The organism is Halobaculum sp. P14 (assembly GCF_051195155.1).
Classification (GTDB): Archaea; Halobacteriota; Halobacteria; order Halobacteriales; family Haloferacaceae; genus JBNTKA01.
Genome location: NZ_JBNTKB010000004.1, coordinates 237,637 through 255,823, shown reverse-complemented (window position 1 = coordinate 255,823; position 18,187 = coordinate 237,637). Strand labels below are relative to the sequence as shown.

18 protein-coding genes are annotated in these 18,187 nt (G+C 68.4%); 10 read left to right on the top strand and 8 right to left on the bottom strand.

The features are described from left to right. The first annotated feature begins 97 nt into the window (after positions 1 to 97). The 6 genes from ACQUS7_RS10040 (at position 98) to flaJ (ending at position 6,682) form a co-directional block, all read left to right on the top strand. Complete coding sequence (locus ACQUS7_RS10040; protein WP_435146738.1) at positions 98 to 1,537, top strand: FlaD/FlaE family flagellar protein; 1,440 nt, start codon at positions 98 to 100, stop codon at positions 1,535 to 1,537. After that, on the top strand, positions 1,521 to 1,958 hold the full coding sequence (locus ACQUS7_RS10035) for a hypothetical protein (protein WP_435126223.1): 438 nt from the start codon (positions 1,521 to 1,523) through the stop codon (positions 1,956 to 1,958). The genes ACQUS7_RS10040 and ACQUS7_RS10035 overlap by 17 nt, the downstream gene beginning before the upstream one ends. Next, positions 1,958 to 2,410, top strand: coding sequence for a flagellar protein G (locus tag ACQUS7_RS10030; protein WP_435146736.1), 453 nt, complete (start codon positions 1,958 to 1,960; stop codon positions 2,408 to 2,410). The genes ACQUS7_RS10035 and ACQUS7_RS10030 overlap by 1 nt, the downstream gene beginning before the upstream one ends. Next, on the top strand, positions 2,407 to 3,165 hold the full coding sequence (locus ACQUS7_RS10025) for an ATPase domain-containing protein (RefSeq protein WP_435126228.1): 759 nt from the start codon (positions 2,407 to 2,409) through the stop codon (positions 3,163 to 3,165). Before ACQUS7_RS10030 ends, ACQUS7_RS10025 begins: the two co-directional genes overlap by 4 nt. Positions 3,166 to 3,247: 82 nt before the next feature. Further along, positions 3,248 to 4,918 (top strand): type II/IV secretion system ATPase subunit, encoded by a 1,671-nt coding sequence (locus ACQUS7_RS10020; protein WP_435126230.1) that lies wholly within the window; start codon positions 3,248 to 3,250, stop codon positions 4,916 to 4,918. 12 nt (positions 4,919 to 4,930) lie between these two features. Next, positions 4,931 to 6,682, top strand: a complete 1,752-nt coding sequence (gene flaJ, locus ACQUS7_RS10015) for an archaellar assembly protein FlaJ (protein ID WP_435126232.1) — start codon at positions 4,931 to 4,933, stop codon at positions 6,680 to 6,682. Between the two features lie 119 nt (positions 6,683 to 6,801). Here flaJ and ACQUS7_RS10010 read toward each other — a convergent pair whose 3' ends face one another. From ACQUS7_RS10010 to ACQUS7_RS10000, 3 genes are read right to left on the bottom strand one after another with little or no spacing between them, the layout of a single operon-like run. Then, complete coding sequence (locus tag ACQUS7_RS10010; protein WP_435126234.1) at positions 6,802 to 7,392, bottom strand: dolichol kinase; 591 nt, start codon at positions 7,390 to 7,392, stop codon at positions 6,802 to 6,804. A gap of 4 nt (positions 7,393 to 7,396) precedes the next feature. Beyond that, positions 7,397 to 9,238: a glycine--tRNA ligase gene (gene glyS / locus ACQUS7_RS10005; protein WP_435126236.1), complete on the bottom strand. Its 1,842-nt coding sequence runs from the start codon at positions 9,236 to 9,238 to the stop codon at positions 7,397 to 7,399. After that, on the bottom strand, positions 9,238 to 10,095 hold the full coding sequence (locus tag ACQUS7_RS10000; RefSeq protein WP_435126238.1) for a CBS domain-containing protein: 858 nt from the start codon (positions 10,093 to 10,095) through the stop codon (positions 9,238 to 9,240). The genes glyS and ACQUS7_RS10000 overlap by 1 nt, the downstream gene beginning before the upstream one ends. Before the next feature lie 197 nt (positions 10,096 to 10,292). On the opposite strand from ACQUS7_RS10000, the gene ACQUS7_RS09995 reads away from it, so the two are divergent. Next, complete coding sequence (locus ACQUS7_RS09995; protein WP_435126240.1) at positions 10,293 to 10,436, top strand: DUF7556 family protein; 144 nt, start codon at positions 10,293 to 10,295, stop codon at positions 10,434 to 10,436. Positions 10,437 to 10,546: 110 nt separating this feature from the next. Here ACQUS7_RS09995 and ACQUS7_RS09990 read toward each other — a convergent pair whose 3' ends face one another. Continuing rightward, entirely contained in the window at positions 10,547 to 10,798 is a 252-nt protein-coding gene (locus tag ACQUS7_RS09990; RefSeq protein ID WP_435126243.1) for a hypothetical protein, read from the bottom strand. Positions 10,799 to 10,867: 69 nt separating this feature from the next. Beyond that, complete coding sequence (locus tag ACQUS7_RS09985; RefSeq protein WP_435126244.1) at positions 10,868 to 12,589, bottom strand: methyl-accepting chemotaxis protein; 1,722 nt, start codon at positions 12,587 to 12,589, stop codon at positions 10,868 to 10,870. Positions 12,590 to 12,699: 110 nt separating this feature from the next. Between ACQUS7_RS09985 and ACQUS7_RS09980 the strand changes: the two genes are divergently transcribed. Beyond that, positions 12,700 to 14,433 carry an excinuclease ABC subunit C gene (locus tag ACQUS7_RS09980; RefSeq protein WP_435146731.1) on the top strand — a complete coding sequence of 578 codons (1,734 nt, stop codon included), beginning with the start codon at positions 12,700 to 12,702 and terminating at the stop codon, positions 14,431 to 14,433. A gap of 122 nt (positions 14,434 to 14,555) precedes the next feature. Here ACQUS7_RS09980 and ACQUS7_RS09975 read toward each other — a convergent pair whose 3' ends face one another. Continuing rightward, positions 14,556 to 15,551, bottom strand: a complete 996-nt coding sequence (locus ACQUS7_RS09975; RefSeq protein WP_435146729.1) for a CPBP family intramembrane glutamic endopeptidase — start codon at positions 15,549 to 15,551, stop codon at positions 14,556 to 14,558. A gap of 106 nt (positions 15,552 to 15,657) precedes the next feature. Next, positions 15,658 to 16,572 (bottom strand): malate dehydrogenase, encoded by a 915-nt coding sequence (gene mdh / locus ACQUS7_RS09970; protein ID WP_435126251.1) that lies wholly within the window; start codon positions 16,570 to 16,572, stop codon positions 15,658 to 15,660. Between the two features lie 204 nt (positions 16,573 to 16,776). On the opposite strand from mdh, the gene upp reads away from it, so the two are divergent. Next, positions 16,777 to 17,454, top strand: coding sequence for a uracil phosphoribosyltransferase (upp, locus tag ACQUS7_RS09965; protein ID WP_435126254.1), 678 nt, complete (start codon positions 16,777 to 16,779; stop codon positions 17,452 to 17,454). A gap of 304 nt (positions 17,455 to 17,758) precedes the next feature. Further along, entirely contained in the window at positions 17,759 to 17,959 is a 201-nt protein-coding gene (locus ACQUS7_RS09960; protein WP_435126257.1) for a DUF7569 family protein, read from the top strand. Positions 17,960 to 17,965: 6 nt separating this feature from the next. Here the strand turns inward: ACQUS7_RS09960 and ACQUS7_RS09955 are convergent, their stop codons facing one another. Then, positions 17,966 to 18,145: a hypothetical protein gene (locus tag ACQUS7_RS09955; protein ID WP_435126259.1), complete on the bottom strand. Its 180-nt coding sequence runs from the start codon at positions 18,143 to 18,145 to the stop codon at positions 17,966 to 17,968. Positions 18,146 to 18,187: the final 42 nt, after the last annotated feature.

The window sequence follows — 18,187 nt, the reverse complement described above, 5'->3', positions numbered from 1 at the left end:
CGACCGGAATCTCGTCCGCGACAGCCTGAGGCGTCTGTTATCGCCCCCGATAATCTGCGGGGAGGGTTTAAGTTTCGGTCAGGGAAGAATCGAGGCAATGGGTCTCCTCACCGCACTGTCGGGAGCCGGGGTCATCCCAGGCGGCCAGGCGTGGCTCCTCGCCTCGCTCGGCCTGCTCGGCGCGAGCCTCCTCGATCGGTTCCGCGACGGCGACGACGACTCCGTGGACACCGACGACTCCGAGGACCCGTTGCTCGACGACGACGGCGCGTTCGGCGGCGGCGACGCCGACGGCGGCGACGGCGGGGGCGACGACCTCGGCGAATTAGGCGAAATGGACGACTGGGACGACGACGACCCCTTCGGCGGCGGCGACGACGGGGGCGACGACTCCACAGCCGAACTAGAGAAGCGGCTCGAAGACCTCGAAAACGAGGTCGCCAGCCTCTCCTCCACCGTCAACACGGTCCGCTCGGAGAACGAGGAGATCTCCGGGCAGGTCGACGACATGGGCGAGGACGTCCGGAGCCTCCTCGACATCTACGAGATGGTGACGCGGGGCATCAACCCGTTCGTCGACGACGTCTCCACCGGCGGCATGGCCGGTGACGACCTCGGCGGCGAGGGCAGCTTCGGGCTGTTCGACGACGACGGCGCCGAGGAGGTAGAGGAGGACCTCGACGAGGACCTCGCCACCGCCGACGCGGAAGGGTTCTTCGACGAGGACCTCGCGGAGGACGACGACCTCGGCGACGGCGAAGACGACCTGGATGACGGGGACGACCTCGACGGGCTGGACGACGGCTTCGACGAACTCGACGATGAAACCGACGACGACACCACTGATTCAGAAACTATGGCGAGCGACAACGGAGGTAAGAGCTTCAGCGAACTGAAAGACGAATACGAATCCGGTGACGCCGACTGGGACGAAGCGCCCGGCGACGACGAGGCGGAGGCGGAGCCGGACGACGACCCGCTCGACGCGCTCGACGCGGGCCCGGAAGCCGGCAACGGCCACGGCGGCGACGACTTCGACGTGGCCGACGACCCCGAACCCGAGCCGGAACCGGACGCCGGGACGTCGACGGCCGCGCCGACGGACCCGAGTTCCGCGGGCGTCGGCGGCGACGACGGCGGCTTCGAGTTCGTCGAGGAGGACGACCTCTCCGACGAGCCGGAGAAGCCGTATCTCTGTGACCTCCCCGGCGACTACGTCGGCGACCTGATGGTGATGGAGTGGCTGGAGTACCTCGTCGAGGAGTCCAGCACCACCGACGCCGTCCGCGCCGTCAACTACTACCACCGCGTCGACTGGATCGACGACGACGTCGCAGACCAGCTCAAGGCGTTCCTCTCCGGCTTCGGCGACATCGACCGGAACCTCATGGACCGCCCCGGAACGTCCCAGCTCGACCTGGACCACCACACGCAGAGCCTGAAATACATCATGCAGCTAACCAACGCCACGGCCGAGTCGGTCGTCATCGACCGGTGGCCGCAGCTCTCGGGGGGCCTGCATGGGCCTCAGCGTTAGCGCGTCGTCGGCCGTCGTGTTCCTCGGCGTGTTCCTCGCCGCGGGCATCCTCTACCCGGCCGCAGCGAACGGCGCAGAACAGGTCACAGAAGCACACCACGCCGCACGCGACCGCGCGCTCGACCAGCAGAACACACACATCACCGTGACGAACGCAACGTACTACGACGGCAACTCGACGCTGGTCGTCACCGCCGAGAACGACGGCACCACGTCGCTGTCGCTCGACCACGTCGACCTGTTCGCCGACAACAGCTACGTCACGGTGCCGCCCGAGAACGTCACCGTCGCCGGCGACGCCGCGACGTCGCTGTGGCTGCCCGGCGAAACTGCCCGGTTCGAGGTCGGACTGCCGTCCGAGCCGAGTCGGAGCAGCGTCGTCGTGGACCACGGCGTCAGCGACGCCGAGGAGGTGGCCTGATGGCGGGCGGCAGCGCCGCCGAGATGATCCTGTTCATCGCCGCCATCCTCGTCGCCGCCTCCGTCGCCGGCACGCTCACCAGCGAGGTCGGCCGGGTCAGCGACGCCATCAGCGCCCGGTCCCTCGACGTCGCCGGCGACGTCCGTGCCGACACCGAAATCGTCTCCGATCCCGGCGCGCCCGTCTGGAACACGTCCGGCAACGGCAACGTCACGGTCTACGTCCGCAACACCGGGTCGTCCTCGCTCGAGGCGTCGCCGGCGGCGTTCGACGTGATACTCGACGGTCAGTACGAGACCGACGTGTCCGTCAGCGTCGTCGGCGCCGCGTCGACGTGGTACTCCGGCGAAGTCGTGAAGCTCGAAATCCCCGCAGACAACCTCGATGCGGGCGACCACCGGCTGAAGCTGGTGGTCCGCGAAGACGAGGAGGTGTTCACCTTCAGAACATGAGCCGGAACCAACAGAACACGCTGCTGTCCATCGGCCTTCCGGAGCGCGACCAGCTGAACAAGGAACTCGGCGGCGGCATCCCGCGCGGCTCCATCGTCCTCATGGAGGGCGACTACGGCGCCGGCAAGTCCGCCATCAGCCAGCGGTTCAGCTACGGGCTCGTCGAGGAGGGCGCGAGCGTCACGCTGCTGTCGACGGAGCTCACCGTCTCCGGGTTCATCGACCAGATGTACTCGCTCGACTACGACGTCACCAAGCCGCTGTTGAACGAGGAGCTGCTGTTCCTCGCAGCCGACTTCGACTCCGGCGGCAACTTCTCGGAGTCATCGGGCGACCGCAAGGAGCTGCTGAAGCGGCTGATGGAGGCGGAGACGATGTGGAACTCCGACGTCATCATCATCGACACGTTCGACTCCATCCTCCGGAACGACCCGACGTTCGAGGCGCTCGTCCGGAACAACGACGAGCGGCAGGCCGCCCTCGAAATCATCTCGTTCTTCCGCGACATGATTTCGGAGGGGAAAGTCATCGTCCTCACCGTCGACCCCTCGGCGGTCGGCGAGGAGGCCATCGGCCCGTTCCGCTCCATCGCGGACGTCTTCTTCGAACTCCAGATGGTGGAGGTCGGCAGCGACGTCCGGCGGAACATCGCCGTGAAACGCTTCGCCGGCATGGGCAGCCAGGTCGGCGACACCATCGGGTTCTCCGTGCGGTCCGGCACGGGAATCGTCATCGAGTCACGGAGCGTCGCCTGATGCCGGGGCCCGGCGTGCACCCGGTGCCGCGACCGCCGCGGCGACGCCGCACGCCACACGCGACAACCAGAGGTGATATGACATGACGGACCAAGGAACTGCGCAGCCGTCCAGCGAACTGAAGCAGCTCGCGATGAAGCGACCGCACCTCCGGGAGCACCTGCAGAAGTTCAAACAGATCACCGGGGAGTTCCCGATGTTCGTCGACGAAATCGAGGGCGAACACGAGACGCGGCGGCCGAACGTGCTGTACCCGGTCGGCGGCCCCATCTACTGTCACGTCTACGGCGACTTCGGGCAGGACACGAAGTACTACGCCGTCGAACCGACGCTGTCGTCGGCCGAAGAGCAGGTGCTCGACATCGTGAAGGGCAAACTGCTGAACAAGAGCGGCCACAAACAGACGCCGGACGCCGAAGCCGGCTACGACGACCTCATCGAGGAGCTGCTCGAAGAGGTCACCGTCATCGCCGAAGAGCAGGGCGACTACGGGCCGCTGTCGAAGGTGATGAACTTCGGGCGCACCGAGGTGTCCCAGCAGACCTACGAGTCGATTCGGTACCGGCTGAACCGCGACATCGTCGGGTTCGGGCCGCTCGAACCGGTGATGCGCGACCCGGAGAACGAGGACATTCACGTCATCGGGCCGAAGGAGTGCCACGTCGACCACGGCGTCTTCGGTATGCTGGAGACCACCGTCGACTTCGGGACGCCGAAGGAGTTCGACAACTGGCTCCGCAACATGGGCGAACGGATGGGCGACCCGGTCTCCGACTCCCACCCCATCGTCGACTCGACGCTCCCGGACGGCTCCCGTATCAACATCATCTACTCCGACGACGTCTCCATCAAGGGGTCGTCGCTCACCATCCGGCAGAGCGAGGACACGCCGCTGTCGGTCAACCAGATCACGAAGTGGGGGACGCTCAGCCCGGAGCTGGCGGCGTACCTCTGGCTGTGCCTGGAGAACGAACAGACCGTGTTCGTCGTCGGGGAGACGGCGTCCGGGAAGACGACGACGCTGAACTCCATCCTCTCGTACATCCCGCGGGACTCCAAGATATACACCGCGGAGGACACCGCGGAGGTCGTCCCGCCGCACAACACGTGGCAGCAGCTGCTCACCCGCGAGGGCGACGGCGGCGACTCGAACGACGTCGACATGTTCGACCTCGTCGCGGCCGCGCTGCGCTCCCGGCCCGACTACATCATCGTCGGTGAGGTGCGTGGCGCCGAAGGTCGCATGGCGTTCCAGGCCGCCCAGACCGGCCACCCCGTCATGCTGACGTTCCACGCGTCCGACATCGTCTCGATGATTCAGCGGTTCACGTCCGACCCCATCAACGTCCCCGAGACGTTCATGGACAACGCCGACGTCGCGCTGTTCCAGAACCGCGTGAAGCAGGGCGACAAGGTGCTTCGCCGCGTCACGTCCGTCCAGGAGATCGAGGGGTACTCGAAGGAGATGGACGGCGTCGTCACCCGCGAAGTGTTCAACTGGGACCCCGTCGAGGACGAAATCGTGTTCCGCGGCATGAACAACTCGTACGTCCTCGAAGACCAGATCGCGACGCTGCTCGGCTACGCAGACACCCGCGACATCTACGACGACCTGTCGTTCCGGGCCGACCTCGTCGACCGCATGATTCAGGAGGGCGTCCTCGGCTACCACGAGGTGAACGAGGCCATCACGTCGTTCCAGCGCGACGGCGTCGAGGGCCTCCCGTTCGACATGCACCGCTCGACGAGGTAGCGGGACCGACAGATGAGCACCGGCGCGTCGACGTCCGACTCCGAGCTGTTCCCCGACTCCGTAGCCGAGGCAGTCGCGGACCTGCTGGACTCGTACGACGCGCTCGACATGTCCAAGCGGAAGTACGTCGGCGTCGTGCTGCTGCCGTCGTTCGGCTTCCTCCTCCTGACGCTCGTCGGCGCCGTCCTGCTCCCGCTGCCGCTGACGGTCAGGCTCCCGATTCCGGCGCTCGGCCTGCTCGTGTTCGTCGCCGCGGTCATCTACCCGAAGCTGTACCTGAACGGCCGGAAGGTCGCCATCGAGAACCAGCTGCACCTCGTCATGACGCACATGACGGTGCTGTCGACGACGAACATCGACCGGATGGAGGTGTTCCGGACGCTCGCCGCAGAGGAGGAGTACGGCGCCGCCGCGGACGAACTCGCCCGCGTCACCCACCTCGTCGACACCTGGAACCAGTCGCTCGACGACGCGCTGCGCCGCCGCGCGAAGGAGGTGCCGTCGGACGCCTTCTCCGACTTCTTCGACCGGCTCGGCTACACCATCGGCGCCGGCCAGTCGCTCGACGACTTCCTGCTGTCCGAACAGGACGCCGTCATCCAGAACTACATCACGGTGTACGAGGGCGCGCTCGCGAACCTCGAGGTCATGAAGGACCTCTACATGTCGATGATTCTGTCGATGACGTTCGCGCTGGTGTTCGCCATCGTCCTCCCGATTCTCACCGGGAACAACCCGACCGCGACGGTGTCTGCGGTCATCGTCCTGTTCATGGTCGTTCAGCTCGCCTTCTACGTCATCATCCGGGCGATGGCGCCGCACGACCCGGTGTGGTTCCACTCCGAGCAGGGCGCGCCGTCGGACTTCCGGCTGTGGCTCAGCTTCGCGGTCGGCGTCGGCGCGACGTTCCTGCTCGTCGCGTACGTCGGCGCCGGCCTGTTCGACGTCGGCCCGGGGCTCCGCGGCCTCCTGTTCTTCCTCAACGAAATCCCGCTGCCGCTGTACATCTGCGTCCCCATCACGCCGATGGCGTTCACCGGCGTCATGCTCCGCATCGAAGAGCGCAACATCGAGGAGCGCGACGCCGAGTTCCCGTCGTTCATCCGCGCGCTCGGCGCCGCCGAATCCGCGAAGCAGTCCACCACCGGCGACGTCCTCGAGACGCTCCACCAGAAGGACTTCGGCGCGCTCACCGACTCCATCACGCGGCTGTACCGCCGGCTCAACATCCGCATCGACTCCGGGCAGGCGTGGTACACCTTCGCCACCGACACCCGGTCGTACCTCATCCAGAAGTTCTCCGACATGTACCTCGAGGGGCGGTCGATGGGCGGGGAGCCCAAACAGCTCGGCGAACTCATCTCCGAGAACATGAACACGGTGATGCAGCTCCGCGAGCAGCGCCGGCAGGCGACCGTCACCATGATCGGGCTGCTGTACGGCATCACGTCCGCCTCCGCGTTCGCGTTCTTCATCGGCCTGCAGGTCGTCAGCATCCTCGCCGACCTCTCCGCGCAGTTCAACATCACCGACACCGGCAGCGTCGGCCAGATCATCTACGCCGGCGCCTACGACATCGCGCTCATCGAGTTCCTGCTGCTGCTCGTCATCCTGTTCAACGCCGTCCTCTCGTCGGTGATGATTCGGACCATCGACGGCGGCAACAAGGCGAACGCCTACCTCCACTTCGTGCTGATGACGTGGCTCGGCTGCCTGGTCGCCATCTTCACGAAACACCTCGTCACGTCTATCCTGACCATCTGACGGGACTCGGCTCCGCCGCTCCCGGCTCGGCGCCCGCTCAAGCCTCCATTTCTCCCCGGGGTTCGTCTCCGCGGCAGCGCCCGTCTCCGCGGCAGCGCCCGTCTCCGCGGCAGCGCCCGTCAGCCGAGCAGCGACAGCGTCGCGGTCATGGCCGCGCCGGCGACCGGCGGAATCGTGAGGTTGTCGTCGACGACGTAGCCGCGGATGACCGGCTTCAGTCCGTCGGCGGCGGTCGCGCCAGCGGCGCCGGCGGCGGCGACCGCGACGCCGGCGACCCGGCCGAACGCCGGGACGGTGAACGGCACGGCGAGCGCGAAGCAGACGAGGAACATGACGCCGAGCACGCCCAGTTCCTTCGCGGTCGTCGCGTCGTTCGAGCCGAGGTAGCCCGACACCGGGTCGCCGATGGTCAACATCAGCACGGCCGGGACGGCCATCGCCGGCTGAAACACGACGACGGCGATGAACGAGCCGACCATGTACAGCGCGTAGCCGGCGACGTTGTCCTGTTCGTACTGGCGGGTCAGTTCGTCGTAGACGCGGTGGTCGACGCCGACGACGAGCCGGGCGAACTCGAGCGCGAACGCGACGACGACGGCGGCGCCGAACAGCGCCTGGAGCTGCGACCACGTCACCAGCTCCAGGACGTACAGCAGCGGCAGCCCCGTCCCGGACGCGTGGACGAGCCGTCGGTTGAGTTCGCCGCTCATCGGCTCAGGCCGTGTCGACGCCGGTGTCGATTTCGTCGTACGCGGCTGCGACGTCGCCGAACGTCCGGTCGGACTCGGCGTCGTGCAGCGCCGCGAGTTCGTCGGCGACGTCGTCGACGGGGAGCCGGACCTGCCGCGCCGAGTCGCGTTCGCGGACCGTCACGGTGTCCGGGCCGCCGCCTTCGAGGCCGTCGCGGTCGACGGTGACGCAGAACGGCGTGCCGACCTCGTCCTGCCGTCGGTACCGGCGGCCGATGCTGCCGGAGTCGTCGTACTCGACGGAGAGGCCGGCGTCGCGCAGCGCCGCCATCACGTCGTCGGCGAGCGCCGTCAGTTCGTCGTCGTTGGTGACGAGCGGGAAGACCGCGGCGTCCCGCGGCGCCACCTCGGACTCCAGCGAGAGGTACGTCCGCGGCTCGCCGTCGACGGTGTCCTCGCGGTAGGCGTGTTCGACGAGCGTGTACAGGATGCGGTCGACGCCGAACGACGGCTCGACGACGTGCGGCGTGACGTGCTCGCCGTTCTCCGTCACCTCCTCCACCGAGAAGTTCGCGACGTCCGCGTCCACCGCGTACGTCTCGCCGTCGACGGTGACGGTGACCTCGTCGGCGTCGAAGGCGTCCGGGTCGCGCTCGGCGAGCGACTCGAGCGCGTCAGCCACCGCGCCGGCGTCGCCGCCGAACTCGGGGCCGAGCGTCGCCATGTCCGGGTCGACCGTGGCGCGCTCCACCGTCTTCGGCTCGTCGTACTGCTGGAACACCGTGAACGACTCGCCGGAGTGTTCGGCGTGCTTTTTCAGGTCGTAGTCGCCGCGGTAGGCGAAGCCGGTGATTTCGATCCAGTCGCCGTCGACTTCGGCCTCGGCGTCCCAGCAGTCCGCGGCGTAGTGTGCGAGTTCGCCGGGGAGGTGCTGACGGAACCGGAACCGGTCCATGTCGACGCCGATGCGCTCGTACCACCCCTGCGCGACGCCGAGGTAGTACGCCACCCAGTCGGAGCCGATGACGCCTTCCTCGACCGCCTCGCCGACGGTCGCCGTGTACGGCTCGCCGTCCGCGCTCGCGGCTTCGCCGCTCGCCTCCGAGGCGCTCTGCGCCTCGCTGGCCTCCTGCTCGTCGGCGGGGTACAGCGTCACTTCGACGTCTTCGACGTCGGCCAGCGGCGGTTCGTCGGTCTCGGGGTCGATGAACTGCTCCAGTTCGGCCTGCGTGAACTCGCGGACGCGGATGATGCCCTTCCGCGGCGAAATCTCGTTCCGGTACGCCGGGCCGATCTGCGTGACGCCGAACGGCAGCCGGTTCCGGGCGTACTCTTTGAGCCGCGGGAACTCCACGAAGATGCCCTGCGCCGTTTCCGGGCGGAGGTAGCCGGGCTGGCCGGAGCCGGGGCCGATGGCGGTCTCGAACATGAGGTTGAACTCCTCGACCGGCTCGTCCGCCAGCGCGGCGTCGCAGGACGGGCAGCGCAGGTCGTGGTCGCGAATCAGCATCTCGACCTCCGAAATCGGGAGCGACTCGGCCTCCTCGATGCCGGTGTTGTCCTCGATGAGGTGGTCGGCGCGGTGGGACTCGCCGCACTCGGGGCACTCGACGAGCATGTCGTCGAAGCCGTCGAGGTGGCCGGACGCCTCGAAGACGGCCTCCGGCATCACGGTCGGCGCCTCGATTTCGTGGTTACCCTGCTTGACGGTGAACCGGTCACGCCACGCGGATTCGAGGTTGTCTTTCAGCGCGGCGCCCTGCGGGCCGTAGGTGTAGAAGCCGGCGACGCCGCCGTACGCGCCGTTGGCGCCGAAGAAGAAGCCGCGGCGCTTCGCCAGCTCCATGACGTCCGACTGCGTCGCCATTACAGCGCCTCCAGCAGGTCGACGTCGCGGACGATGCCGGCGAGGTCGCCGCCGGTGACGAGCGGGAGCTGCTCGACGTCGTTCGTGATCATCGCCTGGGCGGCCTCGGTGACGGTGCGGCGCCGGCCGACGGTGACGACGTCGGCGGTCATGAACTCGGACACCGCCTCTGCCGGAATCTGGACGTTCCGGGTCGGGACGTAGGCGTTCCCGACGGACTTGATGCCCTCCCACTTCCAGTCGTCGTCCTCGTCGGCGATGGAGCCGCCGGTGTCGTCTTCGCCCTCGACGATGCGCGCGACGTCGAGCACGTCGACCTCCGTGAGCACGCCGGCCATGTCGCCGTCGTCGCCCAGCACGACCGCGTACGGGACGTTCGCGTAGTACAGTTCGCGCTCGGCGACCGGGAGCGGCGTCTCGGCGTACACCGTGTTGACGTCGCGGCCGGCGACGTCGCCGCAGGTCTCGTCGACGTCGATGTCGCCGTGAGCGATGGCGTGGACGACGTCGGTGACGGTGACGATGCCGGCGAGCCGGTCGCCGTCGTCGGTTTCGACGACCGGGATGCGGCGGATGCCGTCGCCGAGCATGATCTGTGCGGCGTCCCGGAGGTTGGTCGACGGCGTCACCGTCGGTACCTCGCGCAGCAGCAGCGCGAGCTGGTCCTCGTCGGGGTTCTCCGTGATGTCGTCGCGGGAGACGAGGCCGCGGTACTGCTCGCCGCCGTCCGTCTCTTTCACCACCGGCACCGAGGAGAACTTGTACTCCTGCAGGTACGCTAGGGCGTCGTCGCGGCTGCCCGGGAGCGACACCGTCACCAGGTCCTCCCGCGGCGTCATCGCGTCGGCTACGTTCATACCCCGGCTTTCCCGCCGACGCCTCTTGTAAACTGCGAAGCCCCGTTCACCTGTCTCACGGTGCCGTTCAGCCGGACGGCCACCAGACTCACAACCCCGGGCGCCGTCCGACTCGTTCCACTCGGCCGTTTCGGCGATCGCGTCGCCGCGGCTGTCGTTCCGATGTGCTTATCAGTGTGTGGGAGAGAGTCGCATTCATGACACGGGTCAGCACGGAGCCCGAGGTGATGGCGTCAGTCGACGAATCCACCGCGGAGTTCGTCATTGCCGACATCGAACACGACGACGCGTGGCTCTCCATCGGAGAGCGAGACGCACCGGTCCTCGAGAACTGGTGTTGAGCCGCTGACCCGTCCGCGCACCGCTCTTCACTTTTCACGCCGCTCCGCCGCACGTCGACTCACAGCACGTCGCTCCGCCGCGCCGCCGTGGTGACACTGCGCAGCCGAACTCACACGACGTCGTCCGGATCGTGTTCGTCGGCCATCCGCTCCGCCTCCGCCGCGTAGCGCTCGCGCGCCTCCTCGTCGTCGACAGCGGCGACGTCGTCTTCGGTCTTTTCGACGGCCGCGGTCGCCGGGTTTCGCTGCAGTAACTCGACGGACGCTTGCCGCGTGTACGTGGCGTCGCCGTCGACCGTCGCGTACCGGAGCGTCACGGTCTGCCGCGTGTCGTACTCGCGTTCGACCAGCCAGAGGCGCATACCGTCGCGTCGGGCGCGAACGGAAAAAGCAGTGGGGAGTTCCGGCCGCCGCCGCGGCGTCCGCGTGGCTCAGCGGTCCGCGCCGAACTCGAAGCCGCCGGTGTCGCTGTCGGCGACGCCGCCGGCGCCGTCGTCCGGCTCGGAGTCGGCTTCCACGCCGCTGCGGCGGGCGATGCCGCCGTCCGTCCGGAACGGCGACTCGCCGCGGTTCACGCCGCCGTCCGTCTGGACGCCCGAGTCGCGGCCGCGCAGCTCCCTGACCCGATCGGAGAGCGCGTCGATGGCCTCCGTCTGCTCGTCCGTCGCCGCGACGATGCGGTCCGCCGCCGCCTCGGTCTCGCCGGACCGGTCCCGGACGTCCTCGATGGTGGCGGTCAGCTCCTCGACGGTCGCGGCCTGGTCGTCGGTCGCCCGCGACACCTCGGTGATGCCGTCGGCGGCCTGATCGATGGACGCCGCGATGTCCTCGAACGCCTCCAGTACGTCGTCGATCTGGTCGGCCGCGTGGTCGATCTGCTGGTGACTCTGCTCGGCGGCGACGACCGTCGAGTCGGTCTGGTTCTGGAGTTCGCTGATGTTCCCCGTGATCTGTTCGGTGTGCTGACGGGTCTCGTCGGCGAGGGTCTTGACCTCCTCGGCGACCACTGCGAAGCCGTCGCCGTCCTTGCCGGCGCGCGCCGCCTCGATGTTCGCGTTCAGCGCGAGCAGGTTCGTCTGCTCTGCGACGTCCGAGATGACCTCGACGACCGCCTCGATGTCGTCCATCCGGTCGCCGAGGTCCGTCACGGACTCGACGAGCTCCTCGCCGATTTCGGTCACTTCCTCCGTGGCTTCGCGGGCGTCCTCGGAGGCGTCGAGCCCCTCGTTGGCGGCGTCGCGCGCCTGGTCGGCGGCCGTGTCGACCTCCTCTGCGGTCGCGGCGACCTCCTCCATCGACGCGGAGAACGTCTGCATCTCCGAGACGGCTTCGGTGAGCAGCTCGTTCTGCTCGCCGACGTTCTCGGAGATGTCGCCGGCGGCGTCGACGGCTTCGTCCACGGACTCACGCAGGTGCTCCGTCCGGTCGTCCACGCCGCGAGTCATCTCCTGGAACTCCCGGCCGAGGTCGTTCACCTCCTCGACGACGGTGAGGAGCCGGTCGTCGAGCAGGTCGTTCTCGTGGTCGAAGTCGGCGCGGGCCGACAGTTCGCCGTCCATGAGCGACTGCATCGTGGACTGCAACTCGGTGACCAGTGATTCGACGGCCTCCTGCCGGCGCTGCTGTTCGGTCCGGTCGCGAACCGTCTCGATGACCGCGACCACGTCGCCGTCCTCGTACAGCGGCATCGCCGTGAAGTAGATGTGGCGGTCCTCGCCGTGACGGTCGGTCATCACGCTCTCGTCGCAGTAGAGGTTCTGCTCGCGGTCCTCGACGGACACCCCGAACTCCTTGTCCGCGGTCTGGGGCGCTTCGAGCACCTTGTCGGCGAGCGTCTTCGCCCGCCGGCCGTCGGGGTAGAACATCTCGCTGGCGTGTTCGTGGCCGACTGCGTCGTCGGCGGAGACGCCCGTGAGGTCCTCTATCGGGTTGTTCCAGGCAACGATTTCACCGTCCGCGTCGATCATGAACACCGGCGAGCCGACGCCGTCGAGCAGGAGGTCGTCGTCGACGTTCAGTTCTTCCGACTTCTCCTCTGCGGTCGGCATCTCGGCGGGGTCGCTGCTGTCCTGCACCGTGACCCCACCGTCCGGAACCGGGTCGGTCTGCGACCCGACGAGTTTCTCCCCGAGCCGCCTGAGCCAAGTACGCATACTGGAACCCGCCCAACCATTCCCCCTATACGTTTCCTTCAAATACTCAGATGTGATACTCCGGCGCCCGACGCGTCACCCTCAAGCGCGCCGAGCACCCACGGAGACACATGGACGCGAGCGCCGTCCGTGACCGGGCAGCGGCGTTCCCGCGTGAGCCCGGCGTCTACCAGTTCCACGAGGGCGACGCCGTGCTGTACGTCGGGAAGGCGCTGGACCTCCGCGACCGGGTGCGGTCGTACGCAGACCCGCGGAGCGCCCGCGTCGCCCGGATGGTGCAGCGGGCCGACGCGCTCGACTTCGCGGTCACCGACACGGAAACGCAGGCGCTGCTGCTCGAAGCGAACCTCATCAAGCGGCACAACCCCCGGTTCAACGTCCGGCTGAAAGACGACAAGTCGTACCCGCTCGTCCAGTTGACTGACCACGCCGTCCCGCGGATTCAGGTGACGCGCGACCCGGAGGAGGGCGCGACCGTGTTCGGGCCGTTCACGGACAAGGGCCGCGTCGAAACCGTCGTGAAGGCGCTGCGGGAGACGTACGGGCTCCGCGGCTGCTCGGACCACAAGTACAGCGGCCGCGACCGCCCGTGTCTCGACTACGAGATGGGGCTGTGCTCGGCGCCCTGCACCGGCGAAATTGCCGAATCCGCGTACCGCGAGGACGTCGAATCCGTGACTCGGTTCTTCGAGGGCGAGACGGGCGTGCTCGCGGACCCGCTGCGCCGCGCGATGGACGAGGCCGCACAGCAGCAGGAATACGAACGAGCGGCGAACCTCCGGGATAAACTCGACGCAGTCGAGTCGTTCCACGGCGCCGGCGAGGAGGCCGTGTCGAGCCGCGGCGACGAACGCGCGGTCGACGTCCTCGGCGCGGCCGTGGAGGGTGATTCGGCGGTGGTCGCTCGGCTGCACAGCGAACGCGGCCAGCTCGTCGACCGCACCCGCCACGTCCTCGAAGCGCCGGACGCCGAAGACCGGGTGGCGGAGGTGCTCGCGGCGTTCCTCGTGCAGTACTACGCCGAACGGGAGCTCCCGGACGCCGTCCTGCTCTCGGAGCGCCCCGCTGACGACGACGTGCTCGCGTGGCTCCGCGCCGAGGACGTCGCGGTCCGCGTCCCCGGCGCCGGTCGGGAGGCGAAGCTCGTCGAGCTCGCGCTGAAGAACGCGAGAAGCGGGCCGGCCCGCGAGGACGGCCTCGCGGCGCTCGGCGACGCGCTCGGCATCCCCCGGCCGGAGCGCATCGAGGGGTTCGACGTGAGCCACGCGCAGGGGAAACAGGTCGTCGGCTCCGACGTCTGTTTCGTGGACGGCGCCGCCGAGAAGGCGGACTACCGGCGGAAGAAGCTCGCCGACCGCAACGACGACTACGGGAACATGCGCGACCTGATTCGGTGGCGAGCGGTGTGCGCCGTCGAGGGTCGCGACGACCGACCGGATCCGGACCTGCTGCTCGTCGACGGCGGCGACGGACAGCTCGGCGCTGCTCGGGACGCGCTCCGCGAAGTCGGCTGGGACGTCCCGACGGTTGCGCTTGCCAAGGAGGACGAACTCGTAATCACGCCTGACCGGGTCTTCGATTGGCCGGAGGACGCGCCGCAGCTTCACGTCCTGCAGCGCGTCCGCGACGAGGCCCACCGGTTCGCCGTGCAGTACCACCAGACGCTCCGGGACGACGTCTCGACGGTACTCGACGACGTCCCGGGAATCGGGCCGGAGACGCGCCGGCGGCTCCTCCGGCGGTTCGGCAGCGTCGAGAACGTCCGGGCGGCGACGGAGGCGGACCTGACGGACGTCCCGGGCGTCGGCGAGAAGACGGCGCAGGCGCTCAAGGCGCGGCTGTGATGGCTGGCAGGCGGCGCGGCCTCGGACGCGGAGCGGTGCGCCGCACACCCGCTGGTCGCTCCGCGGCGACTGTCAGGTCACGGCGACGCTGGCCGCGTCCCCCTATTTGAATCTTCGCGGAGTCAGGCGGCGTCACCGTCGTCCGAAGCGACCGGGTCGGCGTCGTCGTCGGCGACGCCGGTATCGGCATCGGCGGCGTCGTCGACGAGCGGTGTCGCCGTCGCGGGGTCGAGCAGGTCGCTCCGGGCCAGCAGCCACGCCGCGGTGGCGATGAACGGGGCGCAGGCGACGATGCCGACCGGGATCGGGCCGAGCAGCGGATTCGGGTCGCCGGCGACGAACACGGCGGCGAGCGGCGCGATGGCGTTGACCGCGCCGTGCCCGACGGCAGCCGGCCACACAGACTCGACCCGGAACGTCGCCCAGGCGAAGATGACGCCGAGCGACACCGTGAACGGCAGGAACACGAGGAACCCCGTCCACGGGAATCCGGGGTAGCCGAAGCCGTACTCGTCTCCCATCGCGATGAGCGGCCAGTGCCAGACGCCCCAGACGACGCCGTGGAGCAGCACCGCCTCGCGGACGCCGAGCGGGAGCAGTTTCGGGAGCAGGTACGCCCGCCAGCCGAACTCCTCGCCGAACGCGAACAGCCCGTTGAGCAGCGGCGCGACCGTCACCGCGGCGACGACCTGGATTGCGACGAGCAGCGCCGGGTCGATACTCGTCGCGCCGGCCTCGGCGAGCGCGTCGGCGTACCCCTGCATCGACGGGTCGAACGTCGACGGGAACGCGGCGAAAAACAGGGCCGCGCCGAGCAGCGTCAGCACCGCGGGAGCGAGCCACATCGCGGCGTACGTCCGGAGGTTCCCCTCCGGGTTCGGGTCGAGCAGCAACTCGGTCCAGCCTTCATTCGTCGCGATTCGAGTGACGACGTTTCCGACGGCGGGGCCGAACATGTAGCCAGTCGGCAGCAGTACCGCGGAAACGGTCAGCGGCCCGACGAGCGTCGCGCTGTCGGTGAGGCCGCCGGTCGCGTAGATGACGGCTGCGGTCGCCCACGAGACGGCGAACGTCACGGCGAGGAACACCGAGACGCGGCGGGTGTCGACGTCCTCCATGCCGCACCCGTGACAGCGAACCGACGTGATTCTATCGGCTGCGTCGCGCGAAAACGAGGAGGAAACCGAAGACGGCCGAAGGCGGTGGCGAGGTCGCGGCGCGGAGTCAGGAGATTTTGTCGTACTGCTCGGAGAGCTTCTCGGCGGCTTCGTCCATCAGGTCGGCTTCGTAGTCGTCGAGGTCCCACTCCACGACTTCCTCGACGCCGTTCGAGCCGAGTTTGACGGGGACGCCGAAGGCGGTGTCCTCGTAGCCGAACTCGCCGTCGAGGACGACCGACCCCGGAAGCACTTCGCCGGTGTCCCGCAGGATGGCTTCGACCATGTGGGCGACGCCGGTCGCCGGCCCCCACTGGGTCGCGCCTTTCCGGCTGATGACGTCCATCGCGGACTCCTGGAGGTCGCCCAGTATCTCCTCTTTCTCGTCGGCGTCGAACGACGGGTCGCGGCCGTCGACGCGGACCTTCGAGAACACCGGGACCTGCGCGTCGCCGTGCTCGCCGAGAATCGTCGCCTCGACGTTCTTGACGGGGACGTCGAAGCGCTCGGAGAGCACGTACCGGAACCGCGCGGAGTCGAGTCGGCCGCCGAAGCCGACGACCGTGTGGCGGTCGCGGTCGCCGGCTTCGTACAGGTGGCGGTTCAGCAGGTCGACCGGGTTCGACGTCGTCACGGAGACGAAATCGTCGTTGTACTCGGCGAGCGACTCGCCGATGTCGGCCATTATCGGGGCGTTGTCCCCCGCGAGGTCGATGCGGGTCTGCCCCTCCTTCCGCGGGATTCCGGCCGTGATCACCACGACGTCGGACCCCTCGGTCGCAGAGTAGTCACCCTGTCGCACGCGCGTGTTCGAGTCGTAGGCGATGCCGTGGTTCGTGTCCGCGGCCTGCCCGACGGTTTTCTCCTCCATGTCGGGGATGTCGACGAACACGAGTTCGTCCGCGACGTCCCGAAGCGCCAGGTTGTAGCCGGCGGCGGCCCCGACCGTTCCGGCCGCACCGACGATGCTAACCTTCGTCATACCACGTAAACCCGGGGTCGAAATTCGGGTAAGCGTTTCGGAACCCGAGACTACGCCACGCAGACGACGTATCTCTATTCGTCGACTGTCGTATTCTGGTCCGCGTTCAACTCTCTCGGCCTCCGCGGCAGCGACGGAGGACGGGTCGGCTGCGCGGATTGACCGGGGTTTATCAGCCCGCACGTCCCCCATTCAGGGTAAGCTATGCCCATCGAGGACCGGGGGGACGCGAAACTCATCACGCACGCGCTCGCCAAGGACACCCTGTCGAAGCTCCGAGACGTCGAGACCGAGCAGGTCGCGTTCCGGAAGGGGCTCGTCAAACTCGGCCGCATCTGCGGCTACGAAATCATCGACGGCGCGATGGAGACCGAGTTCGTGTCGATTCAGACGCCGCTCGCCGAAACCACCGGCGAGCGCGTCAAGGGGCTCGACGACGTCGTCATCATCAACGTTCTGCGCGCCGCGACGCCGTTCGTCGAGGGGCTGTTGAAGGCGTTCCCGCGCGCCAAACAGGGCGTCATCTCCGCCGGCCGAAACGAGGAAGCCGGGATGGCCGAGGACGGCACCTTCCCCATCGAAATCGACTACACCAAACTCCCGGACATCGCGCCGACCGACACCGTCATCGTCGCCGACCCGATGCTCGCGACCGGGTCGACGATGTGCGCGGTGCTCGACCACGTCCTCGACCAGAACGCGACGCCCGAACACCTGTTCGTCCTGTCGGCGGTGTCGGCGCCGACCGGGCTGCTCCGCGTCGACAGCGAGTTCCCGGAGGCCGACCTGCTCACCGTCGCCATCGACGACGAACTCGACGACGACGGCTTCATCGTCCCCGGACTCGGCGACGCAGGCGACCGCGCCTTCCGAACGCAGTAGCGCCCGCGACCGCTGCTCGCCGCTCGCCGGTCACCGTCCACCGCTCACCGCTTTCCGTCTCGCCGCTCGCCAATCTCGACAATTCCGTCCGCGAGCGGCGCCACGGCTTTTTGAACCATGACGGCACCAGCACCGCCGTGACCTGACTGCGGCCGCGGCGGGGGAAGCGGGTGTGCGGCACGTCCCGCCGCGGCGACCAGTGCCGCCTGTCCGCCCACTACTCGCCCGACGGCACCGGTGACGTCGCCGTGCCGCACCCGGCCCGAGGCAACGCCTATATCCCTGGCTGACGCACCGGTGAGCCATGGCCGATTCCTGTGACGCCTGCGGCGACGACGTCGAGGACGCGCTCGCCCGCACGGTGCGGCTGTCGGTCGACCGGTCGAACGTCGACGAGCAGCGGCTCTGCCCGAGCTGCTTCGCCGACTGGATCGAACGCTACGCCGAGAAGATGCAGTCGGAGACCGGCGTCACCGTCGACGAGGACGACATCATCGTCGACTGAGCGGCGCTACGGCTCGACGGAGCAGGTCGTTCCGACGGCCAGCCCCTCCGCGTCGACGTGGGCCGCGAGGCAGCCGTAGTTGCAGAACGGCGTCTCCTCGTCCGGGTCGTCGTCGGCTTCTCGGACGTAGACGGGGTCGTGTGCCGTCACGTCACAGCCGCAGTACGCGCAGGCGGTGGTTGCCATCGCCGTCACGTACGTCCTGCAGCCGCAAAGAAGTCGCGACGC

Excerpts from the sequence above, each read along its gene's own strand:
- ACQUS7_RS09980 (WP_435146731.1), top strand. The coding sequence starts at position 12,700 with ATGGACGCGAGCGCCGTCCGTGACCGGGCAGCGGCGTTCCCGCGTGAG.
- ACQUS7_RS10040 (WP_435146738.1), top strand. The coding sequence starts at position 98 with ATGGGTCTCCTCACCGCACTGTCGGGAGCCGGGGTCATCCCAGGCGGC.
- ACQUS7_RS09990 (WP_435126243.1), bottom strand. The coding sequence starts at position 10,798 with ATGCGCCTCTGGCTGGTCGAACGCGAGTACGACACGCGGCAGACCGTG.
- flaJ (WP_435126232.1), top strand. The coding sequence starts at position 4,931 with ATGAGCACCGGCGCGTCGACGTCCGACTCCGAGCTGTTCCCCGACTCC.
- ACQUS7_RS09985 (WP_435126244.1), bottom strand. The coding sequence starts at position 12,589 with ATGCGTACTTGGCTCAGGCGGCTCGGGGAGAAACTCGTCGGGTCGCAG.
- ACQUS7_RS10020 (WP_435126230.1), top strand. The coding sequence starts at position 3,248 with ATGACGGACCAAGGAACTGCGCAGCCGTCCAGCGAACTGAAGCAGCTC.
- glyS (WP_435126236.1), bottom strand. The coding sequence starts at position 9,238 with ATGGCGACGCAGTCGGACGTCATGGAGCTGGCGAAGCGCCGCGGCTTC.
- ACQUS7_RS09995 (WP_435126240.1), top strand. The coding sequence starts at position 10,293 with ATGACACGGGTCAGCACGGAGCCCGAGGTGATGGCGTCAGTCGACGAA.
- ACQUS7_RS09955 (WP_435126259.1), bottom strand. The coding sequence starts at position 18,145 with ATGGCAACCACCGCCTGCGCGTACTGCGGCTGTGACGTGACGGCACAC.
- upp (WP_435126254.1), top strand. The coding sequence starts at position 16,777 with ATGCCCATCGAGGACCGGGGGGACGCGAAACTCATCACGCACGCGCTC.
- ACQUS7_RS10030 (WP_435146736.1), top strand. The coding sequence starts at position 1,958 with ATGGCGGGCGGCAGCGCCGCCGAGATGATCCTGTTCATCGCCGCCATC.
- ACQUS7_RS10010 (WP_435126234.1), bottom strand. The coding sequence starts at position 7,392 with ATGAGCGGCGAACTCAACCGACGGCTCGTCCACGCGTCCGGGACGGGG.
- ACQUS7_RS09960 (WP_435126257.1), top strand. The coding sequence starts at position 17,759 with ATGGCCGATTCCTGTGACGCCTGCGGCGACGACGTCGAGGACGCGCTC.
- ACQUS7_RS10035 (WP_435126223.1), top strand. The coding sequence starts at position 1,521 with ATGGGCCTCAGCGTTAGCGCGTCGTCGGCCGTCGTGTTCCTCGGCGTG.
- mdh (WP_435126251.1), bottom strand. The coding sequence starts at position 16,572 with ATGACGAAGGTTAGCATCGTCGGTGCGGCCGGAACGGTCGGGGCCGCC.
- ACQUS7_RS09975 (WP_435146729.1), bottom strand. The coding sequence starts at position 15,551 with ATGGAGGACGTCGACACCCGCCGCGTCTCGGTGTTCCTCGCCGTGACG.
- ACQUS7_RS10025 (WP_435126228.1), top strand. The coding sequence starts at position 2,407 with ATGAGCCGGAACCAACAGAACACGCTGCTGTCCATCGGCCTTCCGGAG.
- ACQUS7_RS10000 (WP_435126238.1), bottom strand. The coding sequence starts at position 10,095 with ATGAACGTAGCCGACGCGATGACGCCGCGGGAGGACCTGGTGACGGTG.